This window comes from Kitasatospora sp. NPDC096077 (assembly GCF_040303245.1).
GTDB lineage: Bacteria > Actinomycetota > Actinomycetes > Streptomycetales > Streptomycetaceae > Kitasatospora.
The window spans coordinates 198,152-219,657 of record NZ_JBEOSV010000008.1; the positions used below are offsets into that span (position 1 = coordinate 198,152).

17 protein-coding genes, 1 rRNA gene and 2 riboswitches are annotated in these 21,506 nt (G+C 71.6%); of the genes, 4 read left to right on the top strand and 14 right to left on the bottom strand.

Annotated features, from left to right (window positions below):
- Nucleotides 1-12: 12 nt before the first annotated feature.
- Nucleotides 13-1,527 carry a glutamate-cysteine ligase family protein gene (locus ABTZ03_RS11230; protein WP_350512636.1) on the bottom strand — a complete coding sequence of 505 codons (1,515 nt, stop codon included), beginning with the start codon at nucleotides 1,525-1,527 and terminating at the stop codon, nucleotides 13-15.
- A 377-nt stretch (nucleotides 1,528-1,904) separates the two neighbouring features.
- On the opposite strand from ABTZ03_RS11230, the gene ABTZ03_RS11235 reads away from it, so the two are divergent.
- Nucleotides 1,905-2,477, top strand: a complete 573-nt coding sequence (locus ABTZ03_RS11235; protein WP_350512637.1) for a hypothetical protein — start codon at nucleotides 1,905-1,907, stop codon at nucleotides 2,475-2,477.
- Between the two features lie 435 nt (nucleotides 2,478-2,912).
- Entirely contained in the window at nucleotides 2,913-3,104 is a 192-nt protein-coding gene (locus ABTZ03_RS11240; RefSeq protein WP_350512638.1) for a DUF5999 family protein, read from the top strand.
- Nucleotides 3,105-3,253: 149 nt separating this feature from the next.
- Here the strand turns inward: ABTZ03_RS11240 and gcvP are convergent, their stop codons facing one another.
- Complete coding sequence (gene gcvP / locus ABTZ03_RS11245; RefSeq protein ID WP_350512639.1) at nucleotides 3,254-6,154, bottom strand: aminomethyl-transferring glycine dehydrogenase; 2,901 nt, start codon at nucleotides 6,152-6,154, stop codon at nucleotides 3,254-3,256.
- A 104-nt stretch (nucleotides 6,155-6,258) separates the two neighbouring features.
- Nucleotides 6,259-6,390, bottom strand: a riboswitch (glycine riboswitch).
- Between the two features lies 1 nt (nucleotide 6,391).
- Nucleotides 6,392-6,495: riboswitch (glycine riboswitch) on the bottom strand.
- A 223-nt stretch (nucleotides 6,496-6,718) separates the two neighbouring features.
- Here gcvP and ABTZ03_RS11250 point away from each other — a divergent pair.
- Both ABTZ03_RS11250 and ABTZ03_RS11255 read left to right on the top strand, forming a co-directional pair.
- A complete protein-coding gene (locus ABTZ03_RS11250; RefSeq protein ID WP_350512640.1) occupies nucleotides 6,719-7,816 on the top strand; it encodes a PRC and DUF2382 domain-containing protein in 1,098 nt (365 codons plus the stop codon).
- Nucleotides 7,817-8,008: 192 nt separating this feature from the next.
- On the top strand, nucleotides 8,009-9,502 hold the full coding sequence (locus ABTZ03_RS11255; RefSeq protein WP_350512641.1) for an MFS transporter: 1,494 nt from the start codon (nucleotides 8,009-8,011) through the stop codon (nucleotides 9,500-9,502).
- A 154-nt stretch (nucleotides 9,503-9,656) separates the two neighbouring features.
- On the opposite strand, the gene ABTZ03_RS11260 is transcribed toward ABTZ03_RS11255, so the two are convergent.
- From ABTZ03_RS11260 to rrf, 12 genes are all read right to left on the bottom strand, one after another.
- The gene (locus ABTZ03_RS11260; RefSeq protein ID WP_350512642.1) at nucleotides 9,657-11,042 is read right to left on the bottom strand and encodes a DNA polymerase IV; all 1,386 of its coding nucleotides are present in this window, start codon (nucleotides 11,040-11,042) and stop codon (nucleotides 9,657-9,659) included.
- Nucleotides 11,043-11,114: 72 nt separating this feature from the next.
- The gene (locus ABTZ03_RS11265; protein ID WP_350512643.1) at nucleotides 11,115-11,837 is read right to left on the bottom strand and encodes a SanA/YdcF family protein; all 723 of its coding nucleotides are present in this window, start codon (nucleotides 11,835-11,837) and stop codon (nucleotides 11,115-11,117) included.
- 103 nt (nucleotides 11,838-11,940) lie between these two features.
- Entirely contained in the window at nucleotides 11,941-12,585 is a 645-nt protein-coding gene (locus tag ABTZ03_RS11270) for a MerR family transcriptional regulator (protein ID WP_350512644.1), read from the bottom strand.
- A 224-nt stretch (nucleotides 12,586-12,809) separates the two neighbouring features.
- Nucleotides 12,810-13,286: a bifunctional nuclease family protein gene (locus tag ABTZ03_RS11275; protein ID WP_030062493.1), complete on the bottom strand. Its 477-nt coding sequence runs from the start codon at nucleotides 13,284-13,286 to the stop codon at nucleotides 12,810-12,812.
- 97 nt (nucleotides 13,287-13,383) lie between these two features.
- On the bottom strand, nucleotides 13,384-14,079 hold the full coding sequence (gene ftsR, locus ABTZ03_RS11280) for a transcriptional regulator FtsR (protein ID WP_350512659.1): 696 nt from the start codon (nucleotides 14,077-14,079) through the stop codon (nucleotides 13,384-13,386).
- Between the two features lie 191 nt (nucleotides 14,080-14,270).
- Nucleotides 14,271-15,152 (bottom strand): double zinc ribbon and FHA domain-containing protein, encoded by an 882-nt coding sequence (locus ABTZ03_RS44230; RefSeq protein ID WP_502894434.1) that lies wholly within the window; start codon nucleotides 15,150-15,152, stop codon nucleotides 14,271-14,273.
- 226 nt (nucleotides 15,153-15,378) lie between these two features.
- The gene (locus tag ABTZ03_RS11290) at nucleotides 15,379-16,515 is read right to left on the bottom strand and encodes a DUF881 domain-containing protein (protein WP_350512646.1); all 1,137 of its coding nucleotides are present in this window, start codon (nucleotides 16,513-16,515) and stop codon (nucleotides 15,379-15,381) included.
- Nucleotides 16,508-16,840 (bottom strand): small basic family protein, encoded by a 333-nt coding sequence (locus ABTZ03_RS11295; RefSeq protein ID WP_030062488.1) that lies wholly within the window; start codon nucleotides 16,838-16,840, stop codon nucleotides 16,508-16,510. The genes ABTZ03_RS11290 and ABTZ03_RS11295 overlap by 8 nt, the downstream gene beginning before the upstream one ends.
- On the bottom strand, nucleotides 16,837-17,889 hold the full coding sequence (locus ABTZ03_RS11300) for a DUF881 domain-containing protein (RefSeq protein ID WP_350512647.1): 1,053 nt from the start codon (nucleotides 17,887-17,889) through the stop codon (nucleotides 16,837-16,839). Before ABTZ03_RS11300 ends, ABTZ03_RS11295 begins: the two co-directional genes overlap by 4 nt.
- A gap of 191 nt (nucleotides 17,890-18,080) precedes the next feature.
- The gene (locus ABTZ03_RS11305) at nucleotides 18,081-20,576 is read right to left on the bottom strand and encodes a sugar phosphate nucleotidyltransferase (RefSeq protein WP_350512648.1); all 2,496 of its coding nucleotides are present in this window, start codon (nucleotides 20,574-20,576) and stop codon (nucleotides 18,081-18,083) included.
- Between the two features lie 123 nt (nucleotides 20,577-20,699).
- Entirely contained in the window at nucleotides 20,700-21,317 is a 618-nt protein-coding gene (gene clsA, locus ABTZ03_RS11310) for a cardiolipin synthase ClsA (RefSeq protein WP_350512649.1), read from the bottom strand.
- 97 nt (nucleotides 21,318-21,414) lie between these two features.
- Nucleotides 21,415-21,506, bottom strand: a 5S ribosomal RNA gene (gene rrf, locus ABTZ03_RS11315); the annotation flags it as partial.

The window sequence follows — 21,506 nt, forward strand, 5'->3', positions numbered from 1 at the left end:
CGGGCGGGCGGCTCAGCCGACCGGCCAGGTGTGCACCGGCTCGCCGCCCCGCATGTGCTCGGCGTAGCGCCTGGTCATCGCGGCGAGCGCGGCCGGACGGTCCATCCCGTACCGCTCGCGCAGCCGGTGGAAGGTGGCGCTCTGCCAGGCCGCGCCGTTGGTGCGGCGCAGGCAGCGCTGCTCGATGATCCCCAGGTAGCGGTCCCGATCGACGGGCTCCACGCCCCACTCGTCCAGTCCCTGGTGGGCCATCGGCAGCAGTTCGTTGAGGACCAGGTCGACCGCCGACACCGTCTGCAGTCCGCCGCTCCGGCCGGCCCGGCCGGCCCGGCCGGGGCGCGGCCACTGGAACACCGCGTCGATGCCGTACCGGGCGCCCTGCCGGAAGTTCTCGTCCGCCCGCTCGAACGGCAGCCGGGTCCAGACCGGCCGGGGCTGCTCGGCGAGCACCCGCACCAGTCCGTAGTAGAAGGCCGCGTTGGCCAGGGTGTCGGCGACCGTCGGACCGGCCGGCAGCGCCCGGTTCTCCACCCGCAGGTGCGCGACCCCGCCGGCGACGTCGTACACCGGCCGGTTCCACCGGTAGATGGTGCCGTTGTGCAGCCGCATCTCGGCGAGCCGGGGCGCGCCGCCGGAGGCCAGCACCTTCAGCGGGTCCTCGTCGTCGCAGATCGGCAGCAGCGCCGGGAAGTAGCGCAGGTTCTCCTCGAACAGGTCGTACGCCGAGTCCACCCAGCGCTCGCCGAACCACGTGATCGGGCGCACGCCCTGGGCCTTGAGCTCCGCCGAACGGGTGTCACAGGCCTGCTGGAAGAGCACCGGACGGGTCTCCCGCCAGAGCTCACGGCCGAACAGGAACGGGGAGTTGGCGCCGAGCGCGAGCTGCGGCCCGCAGATCGCCTGGGCGGCGTTCCACACCGAGGAGAACCGCTCCGGGGTCACCTGGAGGTGCAGTTGCAGCGAGGTCGCGGCGGCCTCGGCGACCATCGTGATCGACTCCAGCTGGAGGTGCTCGACGCCCTCGATGTCCAGCGCGATGTCCTCCCCCCGGGCGGCCAGGATCTGGTCGCTGAGCAGGCTGTACCGCTGGTTGTGGCTCATCGCCTCCAGCCCGGTGTGGTCGTTCTCCAGGGTCGGCAGGATGCCCACCATGAGGATCCGGGCGCCGGCCTCGGCGGCCTGCCGGTCGGCGTAGCGGAGTCCGGTGTCGATCTCCTCGCGCAGTTCCTCGAAGACGTGCCCGCACAGCCGGTGCGGCACGATGTTGACCTCGATGTTGAACTGGCCCAGCTCGGTCTGGAAGTCGCTGGACCCGATGGCACTCAGCACCTGGGCGTTGCGCATCACCGGCAGGCCCTGCTCGTCGGCCAGGTTGAGCTCGATCTCCAGCCCCATCACCGCCCGCGGCCGGTCGAAACGGTCCTCGCGCAACATCCGCCCGAGCGCGTCCAGACAGGCCTGGAGTTTGAGCCGGTACTGCTGCCGGTCCGCCAGGTCCGCCCGAGTCGCCACGACCTTCTCGCCCACGGTCCCCTCCTCCTGAGACACCCGGCCGGTCGACCGTGCCAGCATCATGCCCACCTCGAAGATCGATACCCGAACGCGCGTACTGGCTTGCAATGCAAGGAAACTGACGGATATTCAGACCATCTGTAGACTTGCCCGGCACCACTGCCTGTGATAAACAGATCACCCTGCGCATTTGTTCGATGAAGTTCGCTGAGTTCGCACTGCGTGCCGACCGGTCCGTTCCCGCCCCGAGTCCCTCGTCGACGGCGGCGACCGCGCCGGCACCGCGATCCTGCACAACCGGACAAGGCCGGGCCCCGTCACCGAAGACGCACCGCGCCGCGCCGGTATGCCGCACTCGCACGCCGATCTCGCTTGGAGAGGCGGACCCCGCCATGACCCTGCAGACCCCCCAGCCCCCGCCGAGCGCGCTGCGCGCGGTCCTGGGCGCGCTCGACTCGGAGACCGCGCTGCGCCAGCCCGCGGCCGCAGCGCTGCGTCACCCGACCGGTCCACTGCTCCCGGCACACCCGCTCGCGGTGCACGTCCTGGACGGCCCGCGCCCCGAACTCCCCGCCGCCCGCCGGACCGGCTGGCGCTTCCTGATCAAGGACGGCCCCGACGTGGCCGCCGCCGCCGAGGTGGTGCAGAGCCCCGAGGGCCACACCTTCTCCCACTTCACGGCCGGCCCCTACCTCTCCTCCACCGTCCGGGCGCTGCGCGAGGCCTGGCAGCTCGCCCAGAGCTCCCGCCCCCGCCGCCAGCCCAGACTGCTCACCTTCCCGGGCCAGTACGCCACCGCGCTCTGGCTGCACAGCCCGGACGCCGACCCGTCCGCCGATCTGCTGATCCCGCTGGCCCCGGCCCCGCTCGGGGTCACCGCGCACCGCGCCTACCCGGCCGCCGAGCTGCTCCCGCTGCTGGCCCGCACACCGCTCGCCGGACCGCTGCTGCTCGGCTCCGCCTGAGCCCGCGCCACCGCACCGGCCGCCGGGCAGTCCGCCCGGCGGCCCTTCGCCGTGCTCTCCGGCCCCACCCGGCGGCCCCCTGACGGCCTCCTGACGGCCTCACCCGAACGGCTACCACCTGGACGGGCCACCGGCCATGACCCCACCGGGTCATGCCCCGACTGACCCGACCGTGCGCGATTTCCCTCCGGCCCCACCTGAACGGGTGATCTCTGCCCGGGAGTTGTGGCGCATGTCACGAAATCCCTGCGCGCGCGTCCGCAGATGCCGACACTGGGAACCAGCGTGGAAGGACCACCTGTCCTACCCACTTGAGCGCCGGTCAACACCTGGTCGGCGCCCGGACAGGATCCGACCACCACGGCGGCTCCGGACGGCTCGACCTCCGGGGACCGCACCACGGGGAGGATCGCAGAGCGAAGCGAGGGTACGCGTATGTGCCAGCACCGTCCTGAGTGCCCGTCGGCCGAGTCCGCGGACCGCGAGGCCGCCGAGCCGGTGGCCTGCCACCCGGAGCAGGGCTGGAGCCTGCTCTGCAACGGCGTCGTCCTGTTCGAGGACACCGGAGAGCTGCTGCCCGACGGCCGGGTGATCGCCCCGCGCCGTCCCGTCGCCCACGCGGCCTGAGCCCACGCGGCCCGAGCCCGTCGGAGCGAACCCGGCCGGCCCGAACCCCCGCCGGACCGGGTCCGGCGCCTGGCACGACGACCAGCGCGAAGGGCAGGGCCCCGGCAGAAACGTTCTGCCGGGGCCCTGCCCCATGACCGCGCGTCCGATCAGACGCCGTACTCGTCCAGCGGCGGGCAGGAGCAGACCAGGTTGCGGTCGCCGTACGCACCGTCGATCCGGCTCACCGGCGGCCAGTACTTGTCCGCCGGGTTCACGCCCGCCGGGAAGACCGCCTCCTGCCGCGAGTAGCCGTGCGCCCAGTCGCCGGCCAGCGTGGCGGCGGTGTGCGGGGCGTTGCGCAGCGGGTTGTCGTCGGCCGCCCACTCGCCCGAGCCGACCTTGTCGATCTCGCCGCGGATCTCGATCATCGCCTCGCAGAAGCGGTCGATCTCGTACAGGTCCTCGGACTCGGTCGGCTCGATCATCAGCGTGCCGGCCACCGGGAAGGACATCGTCGGCGCGTGGAAGCCGTAGTCGATCAGGCGCTTGGCGATGTCGTCCACCGTCACGCCCGTCTCCTTGGTCAGCGGACGCAGGTCGATGATGCACTCGTGCGCGACCAGCCCGCCCGGGCCGGTGTAGAGCACCGGGAAGTGCGGGGCCAGGCGCTTGGCGATGTAGTTGGCGTTCAGCACCGCGACCTGGGTCGCGTGCTTGAGGCCCTCGCCGCCCATCAGCCGGACGTACGCCCAGGAGATCGGCAGGATCGCCGCCGAGCCCCACGGCGCGGCCGAGATCGGGCCGACGCCGGTGGCCGGGCCGGCCTCCTCCTGCAGCGGGTGGTTCGGCAGGTACGGCGCCAGGTGGGCGCGCACCGCGACCGGGCCGACGCCCGGGCCGCCGCCGCCGTGCGGGATGCAGAAGGTCTTGTGCAGGTTGAGGTGCGAGACGTCCGCGCCGAACTTGCCCGGCTTGGCCAGGCCGACCAGGGCGTTCAGGTTGGCGCCGTCCACGTACACCTGGCCGCCGGCCTCGTGCACCAGGGCGCAGATGTCGGTGATCTGGGTCTCGTACACGCCGTGGGTCGACGGGTAGGTGACCATCAGCACCGAGAGGCTGTCGCGGTGCTGCTCGATCTTGGCCTTCAGGTCCTCGACGTCCACGTCGCCGTCGACCAGGGTCTTCACCACGACCACGCGCATGCCGGCCATCACCGCGGAGGCGGCGTTGGTGCCGTGCGCCGAGGACGGGATCAGGCAGACGTCACGCTGGGTGTCGCCGTTGGCATGGTGGTAGGCGCGGACGGCCAGCAGGCCGGCCAACTCGCCCTGGGAACCCGCGTTCGGCTGGATCGAGACGGCGTCGTAGCCGGTGACCTCGACGAGCTGCTGCTCCAGCTGGCGGATCAGGGTCAGGTAGCCCGCGGCCTGGTCGACCGGCGCGAAGGGGTGCAGCTGGCCGAACTCCGGCCAGGTGACCGCCTCCATCTCGGTGGTGGCGTTGAGCTTCATGGTGCAGGAGCCCAGCGGGATCATGCCGCGGTCCAGCGCGTAGTCCCGGTCCGACAGGCGGCGCAGGTAGCGCAGCATGGCGGTCTCCGAGCGGTGGCTGTGGAAGACCGGGTGGGTCAGGTACTCGTCCTCGCGCAGCAGCGCGGCCGGCAGCGCGTCGGCGTTCTCGGCGGCCTCGACCGCGTGGACGCCGAACGCGGCCCAGACGCCCGCCAGGTGCTCGCGGGTGGTGGTCTCGTCGGTGGAGACCGAGATCCGGTCCGCGCCGTCCTGGTGCACGTTGATGCCGTTGGCGCGGGCGGCGGCGGCGATCTCGGCGGCGCGGCCCGGGACGACGGCGGTGACGGTGTCGAAGAACTCGCCGTGCAGCAGCTCCACGCCGCCGGCCCGCAGGCCCTCGGCGAGGGCTGCGGCGTAGCGGTGGGTGCGGCGGGCGATGTCGGCCAGGCCGTCCGGGCCGTGGTAGACCGCGTACATCGAGGCCATCACGGCGAGCAGCACCTGGGCGGTGCAGATGTTGCTGGTGGCCTTCTCGCGGCGGATGTGCTGCTCGCGGGTCTGCAGCGCCAGGCGGTAGGCGCGGTTGCCGTCGGCGTCGACGGAGACGCCGACCAGGCGGCCGGGCAGCGAGCGGGCGTACTCGGCGCGCACCGAGAGGTAGCCGGCGTGCGGACCGCCGAAGCCCATCGGCACGCCGAAGCGCTGCGAGGTGCCGCAGGCGATGTCGGCGCCCAGCGAGCCCGGGGACTTGAGCAGGGTCAGCGCCAGCAGGTCGGCGGCGACGGCGACGACCGCGCCCAGCCCGTGGGCCTGCTCGATCACCGGGGCGAGGTCGCGGACCACGCCGGTGGCGCCCGGGTACTGCAGCAGCACGCCGAACACGCCGCGCTCGGCGATCTCGGCCGGGATGCCCTCGGACAGGTCGGCGACGACCACCTCGACACCGGTCGGCACGGCCCGGGTGTTGATCACCGCGACGGTCTGCGGCAGGGTCTCGACGTCGACCAGGAAGACGCCGCCCCTGACCTTGGTGACGCGACGGGCCAGCGCCATCGCCTCGGCGGCCGCGGTGCCCTCGTCCAGCAGCGAGGAGCCGGAGGTCGGCAGACCGGTCAGGTCGGAGACCAGGGTCTGGAAGTTGAGCAGCGCCTCCAGGCGGCCCTGCGAGATCTCCGGCTGGTACGGGGTGTACGCGGTGTACCAGGCCGGGTTCTCCATGACGTTGCGCAGGATCACCGGCGGGGTGAAGGTGCCGTAGTAGCCCAGGCCGATCATCGGCTGGAGCACCTGGTTGCGGGCGGCGAGCTCGCGCAGCTCGGCGAGGACCTGCGCCTCGCTGCGACCGGCGGGCAGGTCGAGGGCGGTGATGGAGCGGATGGCCTCGGGAACGGCGGTGGCGGCGAGCTCGTCCAGCGAGCCGTAGCCGACCGAGGCCAGCATCTTCTCCTGCGCGGCGGCGTCGGGGCCGATGTGGCGGTTCTCGAAGGGGCTGGCCAGCTCAAGCTCGGTGAGGGTCGAGGCGCCGGTGGGGCGTCCCGCGTTCGGCTGGGCGTTCATGGTGGTCGAGGCCTCCTGGTCACGGACCGGCTGGGGTGCGCTCGCCGGCCGGCCAACGCCGCTGCGGACAGCGGACCGACCTGGGCGGGCGGACCCGAAAGGCCTCCCCCTCTGTCATCGGGACCTGAGAGCTTCGCCCGCACGGCGCGCTGTGGCGCACCGTCGGCTTGCACCGTCGGTGAGGGTGGTGGCCGTCGGCTCCCGCGCCGACGGTCCTGCCCTGCTTTCCAGAGTGACCTATCCCGCACGGTACGGATGCCTGAGAGATTCCGGGGAGGAGTTGCTCCTTCGGCGCCTCGACCAGCGGTTTTCGCTGCCGAGGACTCTCCCGAGCGGGCTCGGCGGTCGGGGCCCAGGGTACCAGCGGGAGGCCTTCCGATCACGGGTGCGTCGGGTCACTCCGGGTCTACGCGCGTCCCCCGGACGGCTCAGCGCGAACCCGTCCGGCCGCACCCCGCTCGCGCCCGTCCGTTTCATGCCTTTTGGTGTGAAGTGGCGGACGGAACGGGTGCTCCGGCCGCCTTTCCTGCGGGAGTTCCGCAGCCGCAGCGCTTGGAGGAAAGAGTGCAGACCGACATCGACCCCCGGGACCTCATCGGCCACAAGGCGGTCGACCGCAACGGAGACAAGATCGGCACGGTCGACGAGGTGTACCTGGACGACGCCACCGGGCAGCCGGAGTGGGCGGCCGTCCGGACCGGCATCTTCGGCCGGGACGCCTTCGTCCCGCTCACCACGAGCGAGTTCTCCGGCGACGAGCTCCGGGTGCCGTACGACAAGTCGCTGGTCAAGGACTCGCCGGACTTCGGCGTCGGCCAGCACCTGTCGCCCGCCCAGGAGCTCCAGCTCTACCGCTACTACGGCCTCGACACCCCGCTGGACGGCCGCCCGTCCGCCGACCGGACCGGCCGGGACGAGCGGCCCGACCTCGACTTCGGCACCACCTCGGCCGCCGCGGCCGCCAAACCGCTGTCCCTCCACTCCCCCGAGGCCGGCCCGACCATGACGACGACCACCAACTCGAACACCAGCACCCACACCGCCCCGGAGGCCCCCGTGCGGACCCTCAGCACCCCCGCACCGACGGCCGCCGGCCCGGCGATCACCGAGGCCGCCGCCCCGGTCGTCGAGACCAAGCCCCGGCCCGCCCCGACCGCGGCCGCCCCCGCACCGAACGGCACCGCCGCCGCCTCGGCCCCCAACGGCCCGATCGAGATCACCTGCCGCGAGGAGCGCCTGGACATCACCACCGAGTGGCACGTCCTCGGCACCGCGAAGCTGCGCAAGTACGTGACCAGCGAGCAGGTCGAGCGCCGCGTCCCGGTGGTCCGCGAGCGGGTCCGGGTGGAGCGGATGCCGGTCAGCGACGCCGAGCGCGCCTCGCTCAGCGAGAAGGAGATCGCCGAGGCGGTCGAGGAGGTCACCCTCCGTGAGGAGCGACCGGTGGTCCGCAAGTACCTCGCCCCGATCGAGCGGGTCCGCCTGGTGGTCGAGCGCTACACCGCGGAGGAGGTGGTCCGGGACGAGCTGCGCCGCGAGCACGTCGAGGTTCACGACGACACCCCCGCCGCCGACGCCCCGGCCGAACCGGCCGAACCGACCGCCCACGCCACCCACGTGGCCGACGGCGCCCGCCCGGCCGCCCTGCGCCCGCTGGCCTGATCACCTCCGCCTTCCCGAGGGCCCCGGACTCCGGTCCGGGGCCCTCCGCGTGCCCGACCACCCGTCACCCCCCCGGTACGCCAAGCGGAACCTTCGCCTTTGCCAAATCTTAACCACTCGATATTTGACACTCTGAAGTATCTCCCGGCAGAGTTACTTCAGTTCATTCACTATGTACGGGAGGAAGCAACCGTGAGTGAGGCACCACAGCCCACCACCGCGGCCGAGAAGCAGCGCAACGCCCGGGTCCTGCCGGCCCTCATCCTGGCGATGCTGTCGTTCAGCGTGGTGCAGACCGCGGTCGTTCCGATCCTGCCGTCGCTGGCCAAGGAACTGGACGTCTCCGGGTCCAACATCACCTGGCTGATGACCGCCAACCTGCTGTCCGCGGCCGTGCTGACTCCCCTGTTGGGCCGCTTCGGCGACCTCCGGGGCCGCAAGCCCATGCTGCTGATCTCGCTGGCCGGTCTGGTCGCCGGTTCGGCCCTGGCGGTCAGCACCCACTCCTTCACCTGGCTGATCGTCGCCCGCGTCCTCCAGGGCGCCGGCGGTGGCGTGATGCCGCTGGCGATCAGCATCGTCCGTGACGAGCTGCCCAAGCAGAAGGTGACCGGCGGCGTCGCCGCCATCAGCGCCTCGATGGGCGTCGGCTCCGGCCTCGGCCTGGTCGCCACCGGCCTGCTGCTGGAGCACTGGAACTACAAGTCGATCTTCTGGATGGGCCTGGCCTTCGGCCTGCTCGCGGTCGCCCTGGTCGCCTTCCGGGTGCCGTCCGACCCGGTCATCGACAAGGAGGGCGGCGCCGACCCGCTCGGTGCCGTCACCCTGGCCGCCTGGCTCTCCGCGCTGCTGGTCGCGGTCAGCCAGGGCAACCACTGGGGCTGGACCTCCACCAAGACCCTCGGCCTGTTCGCCGTCGCCGCCGTGCTCGCCCTGGTCTGGGGCGTCATCGAGACCAAGGTCGCCCACCCGCTGGTCGACCTCAAGATGATGGGCCGCCCGGCCGTCGCCTTCACCAACCTGGCCGGTCTGCTCATCGGCTTCGGCATGTACGGCTCGTTCATGGTCATCAGCAACTTCGCCCAGACCCCGGAGAAGCTGGCCCACTACGGCTTCACCGCGACCGTCCTGCACGCCGGCGTGATGCTGCTGCCGTCCGCCATCGGCTCGATGGTGGCCGCCCCGGTCGGCGCCATGATGATCTCCCGCCGCGGCCCCCGCCTGCCGCTGGTCCTCGGTGGCGTCCTCGGCGCGATCTCGATGGCCTACCTGGCCCTGCGCCACAGCGCCGAGGGCGACATCTACACCGCCTCCGCCATCTTCGGCCTCGGCATCGGCCTCGCCTTCGCCGCGATGCCCGCCTTCATCAACGGCGCGGTCCCGGTCGAGCAGAGCGGCATCGCCAACGGCATGAACTCCGTGCTCCGCACCGTCGGCGGCGCGATCGGCACCGCCGTGATGACCGCCATCCTGACCGGCGACACCATGAAGTTCCCGATCAAGCTCCCGGTGCAGATCCCGACCCTGGACGCCTACAAGCACGCGTTCTGGACCACGGCCGTCGTCTGCATCATCGCCGGCGTCGTCCCCTTCCTGATCCGCACCGCCAAGCCCGCCGTCACCGCCGTCACCGGCGGCCCGGCCCGGCAGGACTCCAGCCCCGAGCTGGCCAAGACCGACGCCTGACGAGGCGTCCGGCCCGCGCGCTCAGGGACAGGACGCGCGGGCCCGGCCCCCACTCGGTCGCGAGGGCATCACGACCGTCCGGGGTCCGGCACGGTATGCGGCCCCACCCGGTACTTCCCACCGGGTGGGGCCGTTCCGCGTTCCCCGCCCCGCCTCACTCCCCCGCCCCACCGGGATCCTCGACCTGCCGCAGCGGCAGCGGCCGGGCCGGCTCCAGCGCGGGATCGTCCACCCCGAAGGTCCGCACCCGGCCCGGCCCGCTCCACGGCGTCTCGAACCGCACGGTCACCCGTCCCACCCCGCTGCCCTGCACCCAGCCCGGCCCCCACTCGCTGTGCCGGACGTCCTGGCCGGGCATCCAGCGGCGCACCACGGGCTCCTCCGGCTCCTCCTCGGCCACCGCCGCCTCGACCTCCTCGGCGTGCTCCGCCGCCTCCTCCCGCAGCGCCTGCGCGAACAGGTCCTCCTGGGTGTAGTCCGCCAGTTGGGCCACGCCCACCCCGAGCAGCCGCACCCCGCCGGTGATGTCCACCTGCTCGGCTAGCCGCCGCGCCGTCGCGGTGATCACCGCCTCGTCGTCGGTGGGCCCGCCCAGGGTCTCCGAGCGGGTCAGCGTCGAGAAGTCGAACCGCCGCACCTTGAGCACCACCGTCCGCCCCGAGCGCCCGGCCGCCCGCAGCCGCCGCACACAGCGGCCGGCCAGGGCGTCCACCTCGCGCAGCACCCGGTCCCGGTCGGCCAGGTCCACCTCGTAGGTGTCCTCCACCGAGACCGACTTGGCGTCCTGATCGGCCACCACCGGCCGCTCGTCCAGCCCTATCGACATCTGGAAGATCCCGGCGCCGTGCGCCCGCCCCAGCAGCTGCACCAGCTCGGCCTCACCGGCATCCGCCAGGTCGGCCACCGTGCTCAGCCCGGCCCGCCGCAGCACCTGCTCGGTGGCCGGCCCGATCCCGGGCAGCGCCCGCACCGGCATCGGCCCCAGCACGGCCCGCTCCTGCCCGGGCTCGACCAGCACCAGTCCGTCCGGTTTCGCCTGCTCCGAGGCGATCTTCGCCATCAGCTTGGAGCCCGCCGCCCCCACCGAGCCGGTCAGACCGGTGAACCGGTGGATGTCCGCCCGCAGGTCCTCCGCGAGGGCCAGCACCAGCCGCTCCCCGGTCTCGTGGTCCGCCTCCGCCAGCACCGGACCGTACGGACCGGCCTCCAGGTCGACGAAGGCCTCGTCCAGGCTCAGCGGCTGCACCAGCGGCGACAGCCCGCGCAGCAGCCCCATCACGATCTCGCTGTTCTGCCGGTACGCCTCGAACCGCCCGGACAGGAAGGCCGCGTTGGGGCACAACCGGCGCGCCTGCGCCATCGGCATCGCCGAGTGCACCCCGAACCTGCGCGCCTCGTACGAGGCCGTGGAGACCACCCCGCGCCCGCCCAGCCCTCCGACGATCACCGGCTTGCCGCGCAGGCTCGGCTTGGCCGCCTGCTCCACCGCGGCGAAGAAGGCGTCCATGTCGAGGTGGATGATGCTCGGCAGAGATCGCACCCGCCGATCATCGCGCACGGGTCCGACAGTGCGTACGAACCCGGCCGTCGCCCGGGGGTCGGCCGCCCGCCGCTACTGCTTCGCCGCCTCCGCCAGCGCCTTCGGGATGCCGTCCTCCTTGGGCCCGAGGAACACCGGGTCCGGCCGCAGCACCATGTTGACCGCCGCCTTGCCCGCCCCGGCGACCTCCCGCAGCCCGCCGTACAGCCAGGTGGAGTCGTGCGCTTCCGGCACCCCGACCGCGTACGAGCGGATGCCCGCCGCCTCGCACAGCGCCAGCGCCCGCCGGACGTGGAAGTCCTGACTGACCAGCACCGCGCGGTCCACCCCGAAGACCCGGTGCGCCCGGGTGCAGGAGTTCCAGGTGTCGAAGCCGGCGTAGTCCCGGACCACCCGGTCCGCCGGGACCCCGTGCTCGGTCAGGTAGCGGTACATCGCGTCCGGCTCGTCGTACTGGACCCGCCCGTTGTCCCCGGTCACCAGGATCGCCTTCACCTTGCCCTCCCGGTACAGGTCCAGCGCCGCCACCAGCCGGTGCTCCAGGTACGGCGAGGGCTTGCCCTGGTCCAGCCCGGCCCCGAAGACCACCGCCACCGGCGCCGACGGCGCACTCTCCACCGTGCCCACCCGGTCCCCCGCCGCGCACCACAGCCAGGCGCTCGGCGCCAGCGCCAACGAGCACAGCAGCGTCGTCGCCTGGAAGACCCGGCGCTGCGTCCGGCGCTCCCGCAACCGCGCCCGGATCCCCCCGGCCCGGCGTCGCAGCAGCTCCGATATCCCGGTGCCGACCCCCACGTGCCCCTCCCTCGATCGTTTCACCAGGCAACACGACGAGGCCGCGGGCCGGAACGGTTCCCCGTCCGGGCCCGCGGCCCCGTCGAAACGATCGTCCGGCCGGTCAGACCGCCCGGTTGCGCCGCTGCGCCAGCTCGTCCGCCGGGTCGCTGCCGACCAGCGTCTCGCCGGTGTCGGTCCGCTCCGCGTGCAGCCGACCGAGGGTCAGCTCCAGCTCCTGCCAGACCGCTCCCACCGCGATGCCGAACACCCCCTGACCACCCTTCAGCAGATCGACCACCTGCTGCGCCGTGGTGCACTCGTACACCGTCGCACCGTCGGACATCAGCGTCAGCCCGGTCAGATCGGCCTGCTCGGCGGCCTGCAGATGGGCGACGGCCACCCGGATGTTCTGCAGCGAGACGCCGGCGTCGAGCAGCCGCTTGACGATCTTGAGCAGCAGGACGTCACGGAAGCTGTAGAGCCGCTGACTGGTCGCCGGGTACGCGGTCCGGACGCTGGGCTCCAGCAGTCCGGTGCGGGCCCAGTAGTCCAACTGGCGGTAGGTGATGCCGGCCGCCGCACAGGCCGTCGGGCCGCGGAAGCCGACCAGTTCGGATGTCGGGGCCAGTCGCTCGATCGCGGGCTGTCCCGGCTGCACGGCCGGGAACCGGCCCACCCTGGGCAGGTCCGACACGCTGTGAGCGGTGCGCGGCATGTGCACGGCGCACAGGCCTCCCACGGCCGCGTCATCGCCGGTGCTGCTCATGCCTACCTCCGTCCACTCGTGCTGCGGGCAACCCGACTGCGGGCATCGGTCACCCGGACAGCCACTCCTGACGGTAGGCAGTCCCCTATGACCCGTCAACGATCGCCACGCCGGGCCAGACAAACCACATCACTCAGGAGAGTGGTTTTTCGTGCCCCTAGTGTGGGTAAGTGGACGGTTTTTGGCAAAACGCCACGCGCGAGGGCCGACCGGCCCCGTCCGCACTACTGCGGACCGCCGCCGCCGAAGTCCTCGGGCGACACCTGGTCGAGGAACTCGCGGAACTTCTCGACCTCGTCCTCCTGCTCGTCCGGGATGGCGATGCCCGCCTCGGCGAGCACCTCCTCGCTCCCGTAGATCGGCGTGCCGGTGCGCAGCGCGAGTGCTATCGCGTCGGACGGCCGGGCACTCACCTCGACCCCGCCGGCGAACACCAGCTCGGCGTAGAAGACGCCCTCCCGCAGGTCGGTGATCCGGACCTCGGTGAGCTGCTGGCCGAGCGCTTCCAGGACGTCCTTGAACAGGTCGTGCGTCAGCGGGCGCACCGGAGTCATGCCCTGCTGGGCGAAGGCGATCGCGGTCGCCTCGCCGGGGCCGATCCAGATCGGCAGGTATCGATCCCCCCCGACCTCCCGCAGCAGCACGATCGGCTGGTTGGAAGGCATCTCCACTCGGACACCCACGACGTCGAGCTCATTCACACAGGCAACCCTATGGCTCCGACCCCGGATATGAAAGCGCAGGACCGACGCCGCTGGTCAGCGCGGTGCACCGGTCCGGCCGGGGACGCTTCGGAGACTATCCACGGCTGCGCAGACCGGCCTGGACCATGGCCGCGTGCAGCCGTACCGACAGCGTCGCCAGCTCCCTCGCGGTGGCCTCCGCGTGCGCCCGGGTCTGCGGGTTCCGGTGCCGCCGCAGCGGCGCCACCACCTGCTCCACCAACGCGATCTCGCGGTCCGCCGCCGCCTTCATCGCCCTCAGGTGCCGCGGCTCCAGGCCGTACCGGCCGAGCTCGGCGACCAACCGGGCCACCTGCAGCGCCTCCCCGTCGTACCCGCCGTCCGGACCCGGCACGACCAGCCCGTACGACTCCCACTCCGCCAGCTCCGGCTCGCCCGCCTCGGCGGCGGCCAGCAGCTCGGCCCGGCCCAGCCGGACCCCGGGCGGGACCTCGGCCGAGGCCACCAGCTCGCGGTCGGCCTCCTCCAGCGGCCCGGGCCGGGTGTCGGCCGCGGACGGCAGCGCGGGCGGGGCCTCACCGCGCTCGATCGCGTCCAGGTGCTCGCGGATCACCCGCAGCGGCAGGTAGTGGTCGCGCTGCATCCGCAGCACGTAGGCCAGCCGTTCCACGTCGGACGGGCTGAACTTGCGGTACCCCGACGGGGTGCGCTGCGGCTCGACCAGCCCCTCCGCCTCCAGGAAGCGGATCTTGGAGATGGTCACCTCGGGGAAGTCGTCGCGCAGGAAGGCCAGCACCGCGCCGATGCTCAGCAGTTCGTCGGCGCCGCGCCGCCGCCCGGCGGGCCGGTCCGGCCGGACCGGCCGGACCGGCTGCCTGGGGCCCGCGACCACCCCGCGCCCGCCGCGGTCCGCCTGCGGACCGGACGACGACGCAGGGTTGGTCGCCCCGAGAGAAGAGGAAGGGGTATTCGTATTCACTCGGGCTCCTGCCGACGTTGGTTTCAGTACCCCCGGTTGTGGCCGGCGAAGAACACCAGCCGGTACTTCCCGATCTGCACCTCGTCGCCGTTGTTCAGCGCCACCTCGTCGATCCGCTCCCGGTTAACGTAGGTGCCGTTCAGGCTGCCCACGTCCGCGACGCTGAAGCCGGCCGGGGTGCGGCGGAACTCCACGTGCCGCCGGGACACCGTGACGTCGTCCAGGAAGATGTCACCCTGCGGGTGACGACCCGCCGTGGTGACGTCGGAGTCCAGCAGGAACCGGCTGCCCGAGTTCGGGCCGCGCTGGACGATCAGCAGGGCCGAGCCCGGCGGCAGCGCGTCGATCGCCGACAGCACCTCGGCCGACAGCGCCGGCGTGGTACCGGTGCCGGTCGTGGCGGACGGGTCGTACGACTCCAGGCCGGAGATCGAGATCGTCGAGGTGGTCTCCACCGCCCCCTCCGGCAGCAGACCCCCACGCAGCGCGGTACCGCAGTTGGAACAGAAGCGGGCCGCGGCCGGGTTCTGGTTGCCGCACCTGGGGCACGGAGTGGGGCCAGCCATGTTCACAGCCTCCTGGCGCGGCACACCCGACGGGTTGTGCCCGGCGTACGGGTCCGGGGCAAACCCTCCACCAGAGGTTGAGGGTCCTGACGGGAAACCTATGCGCGGGTCGCCGGAGGGGTCAACCGACGCGCCGTAGCCCGCCGGATTGCCCGCGTACTGGGCGGCGGCACCGTCCCGGTACAGCTGCTGTCCGGCGTACGGCCCGGCCTCGGGAGCGGGGCGCATGCCCGGCACGGCGGGCTCGTCGTCCGACCGGCGGTGCCGCGCGGTGGGCGCCTCGACGGCGGCCGCGTCGCGACCCTTGTTGCGACCGAACAACTTCGAGAAGAAACTCACGGGCGAATCCCCTTGCGTGTGACAGACCCGCCCGCGGGGCAGGGTGAGAACCTCGGACAGGCGGCGGGCCCGGTTGCGGCCCGGGCCTGCTGGAGTGGTACTCCGACGGTTGGTGCGGCGTTTGCTGCTACGGAGCGTACTGGTGCGAACCAGTCTCCCCTAAGCGACGACGACACCCCGCACCGGGTGCCGCCCGCCCGTGACGGGCCGTTCGTCGAGCGCCCCGTCACTTCGAAGCCGGCTTGGCGTACTGCGGCGTCTTCAGATCGACGAGGGCGTCGACGACCACCTTCTGCTGCTGGGCGATCGTCGCCCGCGCCTGGTGGCTCTCCAGGGTACGGACGACGCCCCCCGGGATGTTCAGCGCGGGCGTCAGATCCTGCGGGTTCCCCACGACGGTGAACCGATAGGGCTGCGAGACCTTCTTCCCGTCGATCTGCACCCCGCCGCCCGAGAGGTCGGTGAAGTAGGTGTTGACCACCACGCGCACATCGTTGATCTGAATCGCCTCCGCCCCCGCCGCTCGAAGTTCCTGCAGGGTGTCCAGCAGCATATCTGCCTTCACCTGCCCTTGGGGATCATCGACCGTGAGTACGATGCCCGGACCTGTGGCTTTGACCGTACCGGCCAGCACACCCAGTTCCGTCATCTTCTTCCTGGTCTGCTCCTGGGCCTCCTTGGCCTGGTTGGAGCTGTTCTCCAACTTGCCCAGGGACTGCTCCAGCTCGGCCTTCTCCTGCTGCAGACGCTGCTGACGACTGTCCAGTTCGTCGAGGATCCGGACCAGGTCCTCCTGCCGGGCCCCGCGCAGCTGGTTGTGGTGGTCGTTGGTCGAGCGCACCTGGATCGCCAGCCCCAGGCCGAGCGAGAACAGCAGCAGCGCCACCACGAGTTGGCCGCGCGACAGCCTCGGCGGCCACAGCGCCGCCTTCAACCGCCGCCGACCGGCGCTCCGGTCCGCGGCGGGCGGCTCCTCGACGGCCTCCGGTCCGGCGCCCTCCGACGGCTCGTCGGCCTCAACCTCAGCCTCAGAGCTCGGTACCGCCTCGTGCCCCGGCTCCCGCTCCGGCGCGGGCGGGGGCACGGGAACGGCCGCCTTGGTCAGCCGCACCGTCAGCTCCGACGACTCGGACAGCGCGGACGGCTCGGACGGCTCGGACGGCTTCACCGGCGTCGACGGCTCGGAGGGCTCCGGCTCCTCCGCCCGGGCCTCAAGCTCAGCCTCAGCGTCAGACTCCACCGGCGCCGACGCGGCCTCGACCACGGCTTCGGACTCCTGGTCGGTCCCGGTCGCCCCGACCACCGGCTCCGCCGCCTTCCTCCCCCCGTCCTTCGCCGCCTCCTCGCGGCCCGGCTCAGGCACGGAAGACATGGCGCCGGATCGCCGCCGCGTTGGAGAAGATGCGGATGCCGAGGACGACGACCACGCCCGTGGACAGCTGCGAGCCGACGCCCAGCTGGTCACCAAGGAAGACGATCAGCGCCGCGACCACCACGTTCGACAGGAACGAGACGATGAAGACCTTGTCGTTGAAGATCCCGTCCAGCATCGCCCGGACGCCACCGAACACCGCGTCCAGCGCCGCCACCACCGCGATCGGCAGGTAGGGCACCACGGCGTCGGGCACCTCGGGTTGGACGAAGAGGCCGACGACCACCCCGATCACGAGACCCAGTACGGCAATCACGGTCTAGCTGCTCCTGTCGTGGTCTTGGCGGATCCGCCGGTCGGCCGCCGCTTCGCGGGCGGACCGCTGGTCGCGGACGGTGAAACGGACGCGCTGGGGCTCTGCGAGGTTCCCGGGCCGGCCGACGGGCTCCCGCCCGGGGTGACCGAGGGGCTCGCCGAGGGCGAGGGCTCGGGCGTGACCGGCTGGGCGGTCCGCAGCGTCACGCCCACCGCCGCCGACAGGGTCAGGCTCTTCTGCGCGGAGAGCGTCGACTTGATGCCGTACTTCTCCTCCAGCAGCCGCAGGTACTGCCCGGCCATGTCGTTCTCGAAGGCGGTCAGGAGCTTGGGCCCGTCCCCGATCGCCTGGATGTTGTACGGCGGAACCAGCGGCCGGTTGTCCACCAGCACCGCCTCACCGGCGGCCCTGATCGCGGAGAGCGCGGTCAGCCGCTGCCCGTTGATCGAGACCGCCTCCGCGCCGGATCCCCACAGACCGTTCACCACCAGTTGCAGGTCCCGGTCGCGCAGCCGGCCGCTGTTGGAGAAGCCCTGCCCGGCCCGCGGGTCGACGTTACCCCCGCCGCCCGTCCCCGCCGCGTCCTCCAGGACCAGCTTCACACCGGGCCCGGTGACCTCCCCCAGCCCCACGTCACCGGTCAGCGCGACGGACCCGCCGTCACCCGAGGCCAGCGCCTGCTGCTGAGTGTCGTCGACCTTGCGCCGCAGGTCCTGGACCTCCTTCTGCAGGAGGTCCGCCGCGCCGTTGCTGTCGTTGATCCGGTGGATCAGCGCGTCCCGTTCCTTGGCCAGCGTCGGCTCGGCCTTGTGCGCGTTCACCGCGCCCACCGTCACCACCGCCCCGACCAGCGCCAACCCGGCACCCAGCGTCAGCAGGCCCTTCAGCGTCCCGGGTATCCGACTGTCCTGTGCACCGCCCCGGGCCGCGGCCGCCTCGGCGTACCCCTCGTCCAGGCTGTGGTCCATCACATTGGTCAGCAGGGACATCGAGGCGTCCGGGCGGTTGTACCGTCCGTTCGGGGCACTCGGCGTCGGCGTCGCTGGCATGCGGACCATCGTCCCATGACGCCGGAGGCCCCCGGCGCACGGCCCCTGAGCTGCACACACGTCGCACACATCGACGAATGGTGCAGGACCGCTCCGAATGACGTGAAAACGGACAGCGGGGCGTACGGACCAAGCCGCACGCCCCGCCGTTCGGGGATCGGTCCGATCAGCGGACCGATCCGGTCAGAGCATCATCGCCCCGCACCCTCGACCACCGACGCCCACTCGTCCAGCAGCGCGTCGGTGGCCTCGTCGTCCGGGCCCTCGGCCCACAGATGGGTGATCGCCTCGGCCGGGTCCGGCAGCACCAGGGTCCACCGACCGTCCGCCTCGACCACCCGGACGCCGTCGGTGGTGTCCAGCCGCCGACTGCCGGCCGCCTCCACCACCGAGCGCATGACCATGCCCTTCGCCGCCCAGGGCGTCGCGATGTCCCGGCGCCGGATGTGCGCCTGCGGGATCCGCGCGTCGATCTGGCTCAGCGTGAGCTGGGTCCGGGCCACCAGGCCGACCAGCCGGACGAAGGCCGCAGCACCGTCCAGCACCCCGCTGAACTCGGGCACCACGAAGCCGCCGCGCCCGTCACCGCCGAACACCGTGCCCTCGGCGGAGGCCGCCTTCGCCAGGTCGTCCGGCGTCGTCGTGGTCCAGATGACCTGGGTGCCGTGGTACGCGGCGACCTGCTCGGCGATCCGGGTCGTGGTCACCGGCAGCGCCACCTGGCCACTGCGTCGCTCGGCCGCGACCAGGTCCAGCAGCACCAGCAGCGCCCGGTCGTCGTCGATCACCCGGCCCAGCTCGTCCACGAACGCGACCCGCTCGCCGACCGGGTCGAACCGCACCCCGAAGGCCGCCCGCGAGGAGGCCACCAGCTCACCCAGCCTGGCCAGCCCGGCCCGCCGGGTCTCCGCGTCCTCGGTCGGCCGCGCCTCGTCCAGCCCGCCGGAGACGGTGAGCGCCTCCACCCCGAGCCGACCGAGGATGCTGGGGAGCACGAGCCCGGCGCTACCGTGCGCGGTGTCCACCACGACCTTCAGTCCGGCCTCCCGGACCCCGGTGGTGTCCACCGTCCGCAGCAGGTTGCCCGCGTAGGAGTCGAACACACTCGACGGGAAGGTCAGGTCCCCGATCTCGCCGGGGAAGGCCCGCCGGTACTCCTGGCGGGCGTAGACCCGGTCGAGCTTGCGCTGCCCGGCCTGCGAGAGGTCCGCCCCGCGCTCGTCGAAGAACAGGATGTCCAGCGAGTCCGGCACCCCCGGCGTGGTCCGCAGGAAGATCCCGCCCGCACTCCCCCGCGCGGTGTGCTGCCGGGCCACCGGCATCGGCACGTTCTCCAGGTCGCGGACATCGATCGCGGAGGTCTGCAGCGCCGAAATCATCGCCCGTTTGAGCGCACGAGCACCACGCGAGTGGTCACGCGCGATGGTGACGGTGGCACCCTTCTTCAAGGTCGTCGCGTACGCGCCCGCCAGCCGCACGGCCAGCTCCGGGGTGATCTCGACGTTCAGGATGCCCGAGACGCCACGGACGCCGAACAGATGCTCCTGGCCGCGCGACTCCCAGATCACCGAGGTGTTGACGACGGCGCCGGCCTCGATGGTCTTGAACGGGTAGACCCGGACGTTCGCCCCGATGATCGACTCCTCGCCGACCAGGCACTCGTCGCCGATCACCGCGCCGTCCTCGATCCGAGCGGCCCGCATCACGTCGGTGTTCTTGCCGACCACACAGCCGCGGAGATTGCTCTGCGGCCCGACGTACACGTTGTCGTGCACCACCGCCCGGTGCAGGAACGCGCCGCGCTTGACCACGACGTTGCTGCCGAGCACGGTGTGCTCGCGGATCTCGACGCCGGCCTCGACCTTGGCGTAGTCCCCGATGTACAGCGGCCCGCGCAGCACCGCCTCCGGGTCCACCTCCGCACCCTCGGCCACCCAGACGCCCGGCGAGATCTCGAAACCGTCGAGTTCGACCTCGACCTTGCCCTCCAGGACGTCCGCCTGGGCCTTGCCGTAGCTCTCGTGGGTGCCCACGTCCTCCCAGTAGCCCTCGGCGACGTAGCCGTAGACCCGCTTGCCCTCCTTCAGGAGTTGTGGGAAGACGTCGCTCGACCAGTCGACGGACTCACCCGCCGCGACGTAGTCGAAGACCTCCGGCTCCATCACGTAGATACCGGTGTTCACCGTGTCGGAGAAGACCTGCCCCCAGGTCGGCTTCTCCAGGAAGCGTTCGACCCGCCCGTCCTCGTCCGTGATCGTGATACCGAACTCCAGGGGATTCGGCACCCTGGTGAGACAGACCGTGACCAGTGCGTTCTTACTGCGGTGAAAGTCGATCAATTCGGAGAGATTGAAGTCGGTCAGCGCGTCACCGGAGATCACCAGAAAGGAATCGTCCCGGAGCGCGTCCTCGGCGTTCTTGACACTCCCCGCAGTGCCGAGCGGCGTCTCCTCATGGGCATACGTGAGGTGCATGCCCAGTTCCTCGCCGTCACCGAAGTAGTTCTTGACGAGTGACGCCAGGAACTGCACGGTGACGACGGTGTCGGAGAGGCCGTGCCGCTTCAGCAGCCGAAGCACGTGCTCCATGATCGGCATATTGGCGACCGGAAGCAGCGGCTTCGGCATGCTGGAGGTCATCGGGCGGAGTCGGGTGCCCTCGCCCCCTGCCATTACTACGGCTTTCATTACGGGTGCGTCCTCCTTCGCGGTGTGGACCTACAGGTCCATCAAACCGTTCCAGAGGGTTCTCTACCCGGAAGGTATCGTCCGACGCACCGGGGCGGCGTGGGACTTCTCTCAGATCACGTCTCAGGCTGTGGACGCCGAGCCCGCGGAGCCCTTGATGATCTGCCGTGCCTGAACCGCGTAAAGAATCGCCGACCACCAGTACAGCGTGGTCCCCCACCAGATGAAGGCCCAGCTCACGACCTCGGCCGGCCGCGCGATCCAGCTGTCGATACCGCCGAGCAGCAGAAGCGGAAACGCGTACATCAGGTTGAAGGTCGCGGCCTTCCCCAGGAAACTCGTCTGGAGCGGCCCGTAACCGTGCCTGTTCAGCAGGGGCAGCAGCGAGGCGATAAAGAGTTCCCGAGCGATCAGAATCGCCGTCACCCACCACGGCAGGAACTCACGCCACGTCAATCCGACGAGCGTGGACAGCACATAGAGCCGGTCCGCCAGCGGGTCCAGCAGCTGTCCCACCCGACTGATCTGCCCCCACCGCCTGGCGAGTTTTCCGTCCAGGTAGTCACTGATCCCGCTCAGCATCAGGATCAGCAGCGCCCAACCGTCGTTCTTCGGCCCGCCGAAGGCCGGCCACAGGATGAGCCAGAGAAAGAGCGGAACGCCGACCAACCGGGCCATGCTCAGCAGATTGGGAATCGTGAAGACCCGATCGGTCTGGACCCGCGTCTCCTGGACCTCCACCCGGGGCCTCCTGTCCTGTGTCACGACAATGCACGTTGACCTTACAACAGAAAAGCCCCCGCCCGGTTCACCCGGCGGGGGCTTCTCTTGAATGATTGTTCGGCGGCGTCCTACTCTCCCACAGGGTCCCCCCTGCAGTACCATCGGCGCTGTGAGGCTTAGCTTCCGGGTTCGGAATGTAACCGGGCG